This is a genomic window from Larkinella soli, from assembly GCF_003703975.1.
Lineage (GTDB): Bacteria > Bacteroidota > Bacteroidia > Cytophagales > Spirosomataceae > Larkinella > Larkinella soli.
Genome location: NZ_QTJY01000002.1, coordinates 180525 through 191143 on the forward strand (window position 1 = coordinate 180525; position 10619 = coordinate 191143).

Sequence of the window (10619 nt, forward strand, 5' to 3'; positions counted from 1 at the left end):
GTATTCGCAGTTCCTATGCGAATATCTCAGTTATGGCCGCCTTTTCAAAATAAATCAATGGAATCGATCGCTCCGCACCTCCAGATTCCGCATGATTCCGGCTTCCGCTTCGAGCAGTTCCTTCCAGCGACGGCGCACCACCTCCTTCGGCAGGTATTCTTCGGCCAGCTCGATGAAGTTGCGATAGTGACCGGCCTCCGAAATCATCAGTTCCCGGTAGAATTTTTTCAGCCCCTCGTCATTCAGATGCTCCGACAGCAGCTTGAACCGCTCGGCGCTGCGGGCTTCGATCAGGGCGTTCAGCAACAGTTTTTCCATCAGCTGCTCATGGCGGTCCGACGGTTTTCGCAGGATGGTCTGCAACTGGTTGACGTACTCGTCCTTCCGCTGCCGGCCGAGCGGGATGTTCCGTTTTCGAAGTTCTTTCAGCACCCGTTGAAAATGACCCCACTCCTCGGCCACGACCGGCGTCAGCACCTCCACCAGCCGGGCTTTTTCGGGGTACTGGACGATCAGCGAGATGCACGACGATGCGGCTTTCTGTTCGCAGTAGGCATGGTCGATCAGAATGTCGCCGATGTTCATTCCGGCGATGTCGACCCAGCGCGGATCGCTGGGGAGTTCCAGTCCTAACGTAGTCAGTGACATGATCAGTTGGTTAGCTGCACCAGCCGGTCTTCTTCCGAATCCCACCGATAGGGAGAATCGGCGGTCTGAAAATAACCGCCCAGCCAGCGTTCGACCGGGGCATGCGTCCGGCGGCCGGTCATGAGGTCGGTCCCGTTTTCGGTCAGTCGGACCTCCAGTTCGGAATGGTCCCAGAGCCGGCCGTCGCCCTCGCGGATGTATTGCTCCACGCTCAGGTCGCCCATGCCGTACACCCGGTCCTGACGCAGAAACCGCCCGATCAGCACCCGCTCCGATTTAGGGCCTTCCATCAGGATGGCGGCCAGCTGCTGTTCGATCAGGTTCAACCCGTTTTCGGTGAACGGAAACCGCTGGAGGTGCAGGATCAGCGCATCTTCCAGAAACCGCAGCCGTCCGAATTCTTCCGCGCCCAGCGCCTGAATCGCCATCGGGTCGGAGCCGGCATACGCATTCCAAACCCGCCGGGCCAGATCGAGTTCGGCCCGGGTCAGCGGTTCGGCCTGAAGGTACAGCGATCCGAGTTGGGCGCCGTTGAGTTCGCCCATGCCCTTGAAGAACGGCACACCGGGGAAAGCATCGACCGACACCTGTTTCAAAACGGTTTTACCCAGGTCCCGGCCCGAAAACCAGGCCAGCAGGAACACCAGGTTGATCTGGCAGAACAGGTCGTGTTCGAACCAGAGACAGACCTCGTCGTAATCCGTAAACCGGCTTAGCTTTTCAAATTCCCGAACCACCTTTCGGTCGTAGGTCCCGGCCGTATCCTCCCCTTCCAGCCACCGCCGACGGACGGCCCAGAGGTCGTCGAATGAACCCGAAGCGGCCAGGACCGGGCCTTCGGAAAGGGCTTCCCGCCAGGTGACGACATCGCCGGGGAGGTTGGCTTCGGCAAAGGACTGGGCAGTGGAGTCGCCGTTCAGAACGTGGAGCTGTTTCATGTCGTATTTGTTTGGTTTACAAGAGATTGCTAATCGAATAAAAGCCAATGCACTCCGAACGAGAGCGACCGGCGCATGGCCGGAAAATAGGGCGACGCGTCATAGATCCGGCCGAACAGGTCCTGGTTGGCGTTAGTCATCTTCACGAACAGCCGCACCCGGTTGATCCGGAAATTGGCGAAGGGCGCAGCCATCAGATACCGGTCGAGGGTCGTATTGTTCTGGAGGTGAAACTGCTGGGTCAGCGGCATATACATATCGGCTTTGTAGGAGGATCGGTAATGCACCTCGATGCCGGCCAGCACGTAGAGCTTTTTAAACAGCAGCAGTTCGTATTCGATCCGGGCGTTGGCAAACAGGTCGGGAATGCGGAGGATATTTTCGCGCGAAACGATGGTGTAATAGGTCTGGCCCAGCAGGGAGAACTTGCCGGAGCGAAACTCCCAGCCCAGCCCCGTCCGCAGGATACTGAACGCATCCGTTTCCTGCCGTGGCACGGCTTTCTCGTCGAAATAGATGTAGTTGGACAGCAGGTAATAGTCCAGCCCCGGTTGCAGCCGGAATCCGCCCAGACGAAGATTCAGAAGCCCGTAGGCGTGCTGCGTTCCCCGAAGTTTAAAGTCGTTGTCCCACTGGAGGTTATTGCTGATGAACCGTTCCTGAAGAAGCGTAGGCGAGGCAAAAACACTCTCATAACCTGCCGTCAGAAACCGGCTTTCCAGGCGTCCCTGTAACCGGAGGTCCCGGCCGATCAGGTATTCGAGTTCGGCGGTGGCCCGGGTCAGGCTGTCCGGGAAATAATAGCCCAGCCAGCCGCCCACGAAATTCTCGAACCGGCGGGTGCGGTAACTGCTGTCGGGCAGAAACCGCCCGATATTGAACTGGTTGGTCAGGCCGTAGATCCGCTGCCGGAGCCAGGCCCGGTAATTGAAGGCCGACCGCCCGGTCGAAAACTGACCCTTCAGCCCGAACTGGTTTTCAAACAGCCGGAAGCGGGTCGTCTGCCGGGTTTCGAGGCTGTCGAAATACACCTGAGGGTAGAAAGGCCGCCCGAGTTCCGCAATCGTATCGAGGTTCTGGGTCAGGTTCAGGTCGTTGTACCGGTAACTCTGACCCCGGAAGTCGAGGGTATGATAGACCTGAAAGGCGGTATCGAGAACGTACTGGTGGTACAGATGCAGGTCGTTGTGGATTTCCTTCGAGTTGGCCTGCCGCAGAAAGGGCGTGCCCTGAAACCGGTTGCTGGTCGCCGAGTCGGATTTGGTCAGCACGATACCGCCCTGATCGCCCGAACGGTGGTTCAGGTTGTTGTAATGAAACAGCAGGGTATACTTCTTATTTTTCGAGGAATAGTTGGTATGCGCCACGAAATTCCAGTTCTCAACCAGCCGCTGGTTGGCCGTCGCGGTCGTACCGTTTTCACCGAACTGGAGGTCCGAGGTCATCCGCTGGATGTTGAACCCGACGTTCCAGCGGGGGGCGATGTTCTGGGTGAAGTCGAAATTCAGGATGTTCTGGCCTCTTCCGCCGAGGACCAGGTACATATTGGTGTAGGGCGAGCGGGTGTCGAAATACCGGACGTTCTGCGTGGCGATGCCGTAGGGCGCATACGCGTTGAAACCGGTCTGCCGCCCGATGGCCGGCGTTTCGTAAAAGATCGGCCGCAGGGCCGTGCCGAGGTTGCCCAGGTCGGTAAACTGGTTGTTGCTGCGGTCGAGGTAGTTATACTGGTGGATGCCTTCCAGCAACGTATCGAGGGTAAATAGCTTCCGGCGGTTGTTCAGCACGTCGCTTTCGAGGAAATACCGGGTCGTGCGCGGCCCGTAGATCATCCTGGTAGTGTCGTCGATGATGGCTCCACCGGCATTGCCTCCCGTACTCCCCGACCCGGCTCCTCCGGGCCGGCTGCCGCTGCCGCCCGGAAACTGCGGCAGCCGGCTCGGAATCTGGGCCGAAGCCGGCCCGGCCAGCAGCAGGAAGACCATAAATAAAAGAAGTAAACGCAATCGATTCATAAAGACGGAACGGTCATTGGCACAACGGCGGACCGGCGGTTTTTCGGATTCGGCTTCCGGCGAATTTTTCGGCGGTTAAGATTTTTTAACAGGGGCCGGGGCCGTTTCCAGACCGCCGGCCAAGGTAATCATACTTTTGAACTGTTCTTCGCTGTTCAGAAACTTTACGGCAATGGGCAGGTAGTAAAAATCCGGCAGATCCTGTCTGCTCCCGGCCACCAGCGGCTCCAGTTTCACAAAATCCTTTTCGGTCGTCAGCACCGCCCCTCCGGCCGGAACCGCCTGACGAATACGCCGGAGATCTGCCGCCGAATACCGGTGATGATCCGGGAACGGCAGATGCGCGGCCAGTTGGAAGTGGCCCGCCACATACCGCTCCAGAGGTTCGGGCCGGGCGATGCCCGACACCAGAACCACCCCCCGGCCCCCTCCCTGGTGAGGAGGAGGGGATGTTGCCCCCTTTTCCCCCTCCGGGGGTTTGGCTCCGCCGGACTCCACTCCCCCGTCCGGGGGCTGGGGGGCTTTCACGCTCCCCCTCCTTATCAAGGAGGGGGCCGGGGGGTGGTACGGCACCGGCTCACCATAAGCCAGCCCCGTAAAAAATACCGGCACGTCCGGTTTTCCATACCGTCGGATCGTCTCCCGGATTTCGGTTTGTTCGGCCGGGCTCAGGTCTTCGGGGCATTTGGTAACAAGGACGGCATCGGCCCGCCCTGCTCCGTGCCTTCGTTCGCGCAGCCGCCCGCCGGGAAAAGGGGCATCGTTGAAAAAAAGCCGGTGATAATCGGTCAGCAGCAGATTCAGATGGGGTGAAACGGGCCGGTGCTGATAGGCATCGTCCAGCACGATCACCTGCAGACCCGGACGAGCCGTCAGCAGTTGGGGAATGGCTTCCGCCCGCTTCTCTCCGACGCAGACGGTGACGCCCGGCGCGTGTTTCCGGTACAGCAGCAGCGGCTCGTCGCCGATGGTGTCGGCCGTGTCGGAGGCTCCGGCGATCCGGAAGCCCCGGGTTCGCCGGCCATATCCCCGGCTCAGCGTGGCAATCAGGCCTTCTTCCTTCCCCGGAACGCTTTTCAGCAGTTGCAGCAGATAATCCACCTGGGGCGTCTTGCCGGTTCCGCCTACGGTCAGATTGCCGACACCGATGGTATACACCGGGGGCCTTAACGTTTCCTTAATACGGCTGTCATACAGCCAGTTACGAAGGTCGGTTACTCCTCCATACAACCAGTTTAACGGGTTTGACAGTCGGGCAGACACTAAGATTCGGGTAATAATTTGTTAACAGGCATGTCGACAACCAGCCAAAATTACTACTTTTAATGGTCAATGCCCGTAACTTCCTCCAACCCCAATGAGTCTCAAAGCCGATGTTTTAAAATACACATTACGCTTTACGTTCGAGGCAGGGACGTCACGGGGAGTTTTAACACAAAAAGACAGTTACTTTGTACGAATTCAGGACGACGAAGACCCATCCGTGACCGGCTGGGGAGAATGCGGACCGCTCAAAGGACTCAGCATCGACGACCGGCCGGACTTCGTGGACCAGCTCCGGCACATCTGCCGGGTCTTCAATCGGCTTGACCTTCAGCTCTTTCGGTGGAACATCCCCATCGTTCTCTCTCAGCTGATCAGCGGCCAGTTTCCCTCCATTCAGTTCGGTTTCGAAACCGCCATGCTCGACTACATCAACGGCGGCCGGCGGGTGGTGATCGACAGCGACTTTGCGACCGGCAACCGGGCCATTCCCATCAACGGGCTGGTCTGGATGGGTCGTCCGGATTTCATGCGCCGGCAAATTGAAGAAAAGCTGGAGGCTGGTTACACGACCCTCAAACTGAAGATCGGCGCCCTGGACTTCGACCAGGAATGCGCCCTGCTCGACTCCATCCGCTCCCGGTTTTCAGCCACCGAGATTACGCTGCGGGTGGACGCCAACGGCGCCTTCCGTCCCGACGAGGTGCTGGATAAACTGGATCGGCTGGCCGCCTACGATCTCCATTCGATCGAACAGCCCATCCGCCAGGGGCAGCCCGACCTCATGGCCGACCTTTGCCGGCAGACTCCGGTCCCGATTGCCCTCGACGAGGAACTGATCGGGCACATGGAATACGTGGACAAAACCCGCCTGCTGAAAAAGATTCAGCCTCAATATATCATCCTGAAACCCAGCCTATTGGGCGGCTTTATTCATTGCAGTGAATGGATCGAGGTCGGCAACCGGCTCGGCATCGGCTGGTGGATCACCTCCGCCCTCGAATCGAACATCGGGCTGAACGCCATCGCCCAGTATACGGCCCAGTTCAAAAACCCGCTGCCGCAGGGCCTCGGCACCGGGCAACTCTATCACAACAACATCGACAGCCCCCTGAGCATCAGCCAGGGCTTTCTCCGCTCCGACCTGAATAAACCCTGGAACCTCGAACTGCTGGAAACCGGCCAGCCGGTTTCGGTGGGGGGTTAAGCAAATTTCTTTCGCCTACAGGTCCGCCCAGTTGATGCCTTTCCGAAGCTGATTCAGCGTCTGTTCTTCCCGGCTGCCCGGCTCGGGCCGAAAGTCGTAGGTCCAGTTGGCCTGCGGTGGCATACTCATCAGAATCGACTCCGTCCGGCCGTTGGATTCCAGTCCGAATTTGGTGCCCCGGTCCCAGACCAGGTTGAACTCGACGTAGCGGCCCCGGCGCAGAAACTGCCACTGCTTCTCGCGCTCCCCGTAGGCCAGCGGGTTATTCTTCTCCATGAAGTGCGTGTAAATCGGAGCAAACGCATTGCCGACCTCCTGCACGAAGGCGAAAAGATCCTCCTTTTTCCGGGTATCCGACGGCCGGAGATAATCGAAGAAAATTCCGCCGATGCCCCGGGTCTCGCTTCGGTGCGGGATGTAAAAATAATCGTCGGCCCAGGCTTTGTATTTCGGATAGTAATCGGGATGATGCCGGTCGCAGACGGTTTTCAGTTGGCGGTGAAACCAGCGGGCGTCGTCGGCGTCGATATAATGCGGGCTCATGTCGATGCCCCCTCCGAACCAGCAGTCGCCGGTACTTAGTTCGAAATACCGGACATTCATGTGAATGATCGGGACCAGGGGATTGCGGGGGTGCAGAACGATGGAAACGCCCGTCGCGTAGAACTCCACCGGCCCTTCCGCGTTCATCTGTTTCCTGACCGACTCCGAAGCCGGTCCGTAGACGGCCGAAAACAGAACGCCCCCCTTTTCGATCACGTTGCCGTTTTGGAGCACGCGGGTCCGCCCCCCGCCCCCTTCCGCCCGCTCATAGAGGTCTTCATGGAAACGCGCGCCGTCGGCGGCTTCGAGCGCCTGGCAGATGCGATCCTGCAGACCGGTGAAAAATTCGGTGATGGCTTGTTTATCGACGGATTCAGGGGTTACCATACGGAACGGTTTTGCTTCGGATGCCGCAAAGTTCGGAAAGAAGCCGGAGAGTTTGCAAGGAAACCGCCGGAACTACTCGCTGGTCTTGAGGGAAAACCGGATGGGGCGCTGTTTGTCCTGAAGCAGCAGCAGGCCCTGTTCGCTTAGCTGGTGGAGCAGTTTGCCGGCCCGGCTACCGGAGATATTCACGAGCTGGGCAAACCGGCCGACCGTGATGGTTTCGTTTTTTCGCAGATACTGAATCAGGTTCCGGACGTTCGGCGATTGCAGCAACTGGTTGTCGGGAGCCTCGTCACCGCTCAGGATCAGGCGATTGGTCGGGATGGATTTATCCTTTGAACGGATATAGATGGTGCGGTTGCCCTGTTCGTCGAGGGCATAGTGGGGCTTGTCTTCGCTCTCCGGGACGTCGATCAGAATCACTTTGCGGCCCTCATGAATCGCCACCTCGTAGCTGACGGAGATGGCCGGGTCGATCAGGAAATCCGTCGCCTTCTCAATTTTCTGCATTTCGTGCATCTCCGACTCGACGCCCGGCACCTTCCCGTCGTCCGACACGCCGATCACCAGGAGCCCGCCGACCGTGTTGGAAAAAGCCGTCAGGGTGCGGGCAATCCGGTAGGCGGTATGAATCGTGGATTTGAATTCAAGTCGGATTCCTTCCCCCTGGGCAATCAGTTCGACGAGGTTGTGCGGCATTTTTTGTAGTTTGTGTTTCCGAAAAGCGGTCGTTTACAAAGGTAACGACGCTCGATTCCTCAAGGTTATTTTTTTATCCACCTTCATGAAAACCGACCTTACGATCCGACCGGCCACACCCGCCGACTTCGACGCCTGGCTGGCCCTCCGACTCACCCTCTGGCCCGATGCCGACACTCGCGAAGACCGGGAAGATATGCGGACCATGCTGGAAAACGAGCATGAAACGGTTCTTCTGGCGGAACGGGGCGACGGCAGCCTCGCCGGTTTTTTGGAAGCCGGCCTCCGTCCGTATGCGGAAGGATGCCAAACCAGTCCGGTCGGTTACATTGAAGGCTGGTTCGTGCGGGAAGAATTCCGGGAGCAGGGCATCGGAGCGGCCCTGGTAACGGCCGCCGAAGCCTGGGCCCGCAGCCTGGGATGCACCGAAATGGCTTCCGACTGCCTGATCGACAACGGGATAAGTCTGGCCGCCCATCGGGCGCTGGCCTATGAGGAAGTGGAGCGCGTCATCCTGTTCCGAAAAGACCTCTAAAAATTTTCCGGCTCTTTCCGTTACGGTGTGACTTCGGCGGTGGGCCTGCGTCTTAATCACTGAAAATAGGATTAGAGTTTAGTTGAAAGAGCTAAAAGCCCCGGCACCTTGACCGGGGCTTTTTTTGTTCGGGAATTAAAACGCTTAAAAGCGTTAGCGTCTCCTGGCGCTCAGTAAGCAGGATTGCCGGTTTTGAAACGAAACCCCGGGTTGAAACCGAAACCCCGGGTTGAAACCCGGGGCTATTTTGTCCCCGAGATTGTCCCCCAACACAAAAAAGCCCCTCCTGCTATCAGGAAGGGCGTTTTGTGGAGACGCAGGGAGTCGAACCCTGGTCCAGACAAGGAAACCGTCGGGCTTTCTACATGCTTAGACGCGATTCGGATTGTCGGGAATCGGTCAGGCTCGCGTCACGCCGAACCTCATCCTTAGGTGTTTGGGTCTCGTCCGGTGTCAACACCATTACCCGGACCAGCGCAGCATTGTGATGCCTCAAATTCCAACCCAGCAGCGCAGAGGGCCGGTGAGACAATGGCTTAGTCTAATCTCCGATTAGGCAGCCATGGCGTAGTTATATTCGCCAGTTATTGTTTGAGAGTTTGTTATACAGGAAATGCCCTCAACTCCCGGCATGCTTACACGCAGCCTCATCAAGCTGTCAATTCCGGTCGTCCCCGAATTGTTGTGTAAAAAGAGAACGCTAAGGTAGGGAAATAAGTTTTTCCGGCGGCTGCTTATTTCGGAAAATCCTGCGCCACCGGCCGGCGAAGCGTTTCGCTCAGGCTCGACAGCCAGGCCGAGTACAGGGCGGCTTCGATCGCAACGGCCCGCCCGGCATGGGGCTTCCAGTCGCCGAAAAACGTTTCCATCTGGCGCAGCATCTCGGCCAGGTGGCCCTCCTCCTCAACAATGATCGACCGGACGTTTACCTTGCTGCCGGTTTCGTTCAGCACGGCCTGATATTCGGGATACAGTTCGTCGGCCCGGACCTCGATGGCATAGGTAACCAGCAGATAGGCAGCGTATTTCAGTTCGGAGCCCTTCAGGCCGACCGTTTGCTTCAGATACCGGCAGACCTGAACGTCCAGCCGATTCAGATAAGCATGGCTTTCGGTGGGGGCGAGCAAAAAAGCCGGCTCGTAGGTCGGGCAGTCGGTGTCGGGCAGTTTACCGATCTGCTTTTTCAGATAGTAGGCGTGCCGCGCTTCTTCGGCGGCATGTTTCAGCATGAGCAGGTCGACGCGGGTTTTATCCTCGGCCGCCGAAATCTTCCGGGCGCCGGTATTCTCCATCATCGACAGGGTATTCAGCCAGCGGGCATGGAGCCGGTCGTCGGCCACAAGACTGTTCAGTACCTGGTGGAAGTCCATTCAAAAGAACCTGATTTGATCCCGGCAAAGATAAGGAGGAGCCGGGCTCCAGCAGACTACTTGAACCAGAAATACCGGATATTCTCCATGATATCCCCGACTTTACCGACCGAATCCGGCTTGACCATGTAGGCGTTGGCCCCATCCTGGTAGGCTTCGGTTACCCGCTGCCGGTCCTCCTGGGTCGAGAACAGGATGACCGGAACCAGCCGGAAGAAGTTATGTTCCTTTAGTTTTCGCAGAGTCGGCAGGCCACCTTCGGGCGGCAGGTTCTGGCCCATGATGATCACGGAAGGCAGGGGGTTGTCGTCCAGCAGGTTTCCCCACAGGTCCGCCCCGTTCGTAAAAATCCGGACGTCGGTGTCCGACCAGTTCTGGTCAATATAATTTTTTAGCCTGAGTGCATCGGCTTCCTCGCGATCGGCGATGTAAAGCCCATACCGTTTAACCATTCAGAAGCGTATTAATTCGACAAGACCTCCCTTTCTGTTTCGACCTCGTGCAGGAAAAAAAAGCGTTGCCCGGTCGAGGGATAACGCCAAATATACAAAATAAAAAATAACCGTTAATTTCTGCCGTTTTTTACCTGCTGCAGCCAGTAGCGATCGAGATGTTCTACCATGGTGACCAGCGTCGAAAACTGGGCCGGTTTGGTCAGGAAGGCGTTCGTTCCCAGCCGGTAAATCGTCTCCACATCATCCGGGTTCTCGGAGGTAGTGTAGGTCAGCACCGGGATGACCCGATACTTTTGCGTCCGGCGCAGCCATTCCAGCGTCTCGTAACCGTCCATGATCGGCATATTCAGATCCAGAATGATCAGGGCCGGCAGCTGTGCCTCCGCAAGTCCTTCCAGGTGGGAAAGTAGTTCTTCCCCATGCCCGAAGTACGACAGACGGTGATTCGGGTTACACCGCTGAAACGCCAGCTGCAATAGAAAACGATCTTCCGCATCATCCTCTACCACATAAACATCCTGTCCTGTTACCATACTAACTTGTTTAACCCAACCGGCAT

General features: G+C 57.7%; 11 protein-coding genes and 1 other RNA gene. 2 read left to right on the forward strand and 10 right to left on the reverse strand.

Going from position 1 to position 10619, the window contains the following annotated elements; all coding sequences use genetic code 11:
* Nucleotides 1–54: 54 nt before the first annotated feature.
* From DX909_RS06995 to lpxK, 4 genes are all read right to left on the reverse strand, one after another.
* Complete coding sequence (locus DX909_RS06995) at nt 55–648, reverse strand: MiaE family protein (RefSeq protein WP_128544435.1); 594 nt, start codon at nt 646–648, stop codon at nt 55–57.
* A 2-nt stretch (nt 649–650) separates the two neighbouring features.
* Nucleotides 651–1586 (reverse strand): DUF1835 domain-containing protein, encoded by a 936-nt coding sequence (locus DX909_RS07000; RefSeq protein ID WP_128544436.1) that lies wholly within the window; start codon nt 1584–1586, stop codon nt 651–653.
* A gap of 29 nt (nt 1587–1615) precedes the next feature.
* Nucleotides 1616–3601, reverse strand: coding sequence for a putative porin (locus tag DX909_RS07005; RefSeq protein ID WP_128544437.1), 1986 nt, complete (start codon nt 3599–3601; stop codon nt 1616–1618).
* A gap of 75 nt (nt 3602–3676) precedes the next feature.
* Entirely contained in the window at nt 3677–4864 is a 1188-nt protein-coding gene (lpxK, locus tag DX909_RS07010; RefSeq protein ID WP_229310974.1) for a tetraacyldisaccharide 4'-kinase, read from the reverse strand.
* 94 nt (nt 4865–4958) lie between these two features.
* Here lpxK and DX909_RS07015 point away from each other — a divergent pair, with 94 nt between their 5' ends.
* Nucleotides 4959–6071: an o-succinylbenzoate synthase gene (locus DX909_RS07015; RefSeq protein WP_128544439.1), complete on the forward strand. Its 1113-nt coding sequence runs from the start codon at nt 4959–4961 to the stop codon at nt 6069–6071.
* A 15-nt stretch (nt 6072–6086) separates the two neighbouring features.
* Here the strand turns inward: DX909_RS07015 and hemF are convergent, their stop codons facing one another.
* Both hemF and DX909_RS07025 read right to left on the reverse strand, forming a co-directional pair.
* Nucleotides 6087–7001 carry an oxygen-dependent coproporphyrinogen oxidase gene (gene hemF / locus DX909_RS07020; protein ID WP_128544440.1) on the reverse strand — a complete coding sequence of 305 codons (915 nt, stop codon included), beginning with the start codon at nt 6999–7001 and terminating at the stop codon, nt 6087–6089.
* A 72-nt stretch (nt 7002–7073) separates the two neighbouring features.
* On the reverse strand, nt 7074–7700 hold the full coding sequence (locus DX909_RS07025) for an AlbA family DNA-binding domain-containing protein (protein ID WP_128544441.1): 627 nt from the start codon (nt 7698–7700) through the stop codon (nt 7074–7076).
* Between the two features lie 85 nt (nt 7701–7785).
* On the opposite strand from DX909_RS07025, the gene aac(6') reads away from it, so the two are divergent.
* On the forward strand, nt 7786–8235 hold the full coding sequence (aac(6'), locus tag DX909_RS07030) for an aminoglycoside 6'-N-acetyltransferase (RefSeq protein WP_128544442.1): 450 nt from the start codon (nt 7786–7788) through the stop codon (nt 8233–8235).
* Nucleotides 8236–8541: 306 nt separating this feature from the next.
* Here the strand turns inward: aac(6') and ssrA are convergent.
* The 4 genes from ssrA to DX909_RS07050 form a co-directional block, all read right to left on the reverse strand.
* Nucleotides 8542–8911, reverse strand: a transfer-messenger RNA (tmRNA) gene (gene ssrA, locus DX909_RS07035).
* Nucleotides 8912–8969: 58 nt separating this feature from the next.
* Nucleotides 8970–9605: a hypothetical protein gene (locus DX909_RS07040; RefSeq protein WP_128544443.1), complete on the reverse strand. Its 636-nt coding sequence runs from the start codon at nt 9603–9605 to the stop codon at nt 8970–8972.
* Between the two features lie 56 nt (nt 9606–9661).
* Entirely contained in the window at nt 9662–10057 is a 396-nt protein-coding gene (locus DX909_RS07045) for a response regulator (protein WP_128544444.1), read from the reverse strand.
* 113 nt (nt 10058–10170) lie between these two features.
* Complete coding sequence (locus DX909_RS07050; protein WP_128544445.1) at nt 10171–10593, reverse strand: response regulator; 423 nt, start codon at nt 10591–10593, stop codon at nt 10171–10173.
* Nucleotides 10594–10619: the final 26 nt, after the last annotated feature.

Excerpts from the sequence above, each read along its gene's own strand:
- DX909_RS07050 (WP_128544445.1), bottom strand. The coding sequence starts at position 10,593 with ATGGTAACAGGACAGGATGTTTATGTGGTAGAGGATGATGCGGAAGAT.
- DX909_RS07040 (WP_128544443.1), bottom strand. The coding sequence starts at position 9,605 with ATGGACTTCCACCAGGTACTGAACAGTCTTGTGGCCGACGACCGGCTC.
- DX909_RS07025 (WP_128544441.1), bottom strand. The coding sequence starts at position 7,700 with ATGCCGCACAACCTCGTCGAACTGATTGCCCAGGGGGAAGGAATCCGA.
- DX909_RS07045 (WP_128544444.1), bottom strand. The coding sequence starts at position 10,057 with ATGGTTAAACGGTATGGGCTTTACATCGCCGATCGCGAGGAAGCCGAT.
- DX909_RS06995 (WP_128544435.1), bottom strand. The coding sequence starts at position 648 with ATGTCACTGACTACGTTAGGACTGGAACTCCCCAGCGATCCGCGCTGG.
- DX909_RS07005 (WP_128544437.1), bottom strand. The coding sequence starts at position 3,601 with ATGAATCGATTGCGTTTACTTCTTTTATTTATGGTCTTCCTGCTGCTG.
- DX909_RS07015 (WP_128544439.1), top strand. The coding sequence starts at position 4,959 with ATGAGTCTCAAAGCCGATGTTTTAAAATACACATTACGCTTTACGTTC.
- hemF (WP_128544440.1), bottom strand. The coding sequence starts at position 7,001 with ATGGTAACCCCTGAATCCGTCGATAAACAAGCCATCACCGAATTTTTC.
- DX909_RS07000 (WP_128544436.1), bottom strand. The coding sequence starts at position 1,586 with ATGAAACAGCTCCACGTTCTGAACGGCGACTCCACTGCCCAGTCCTTT.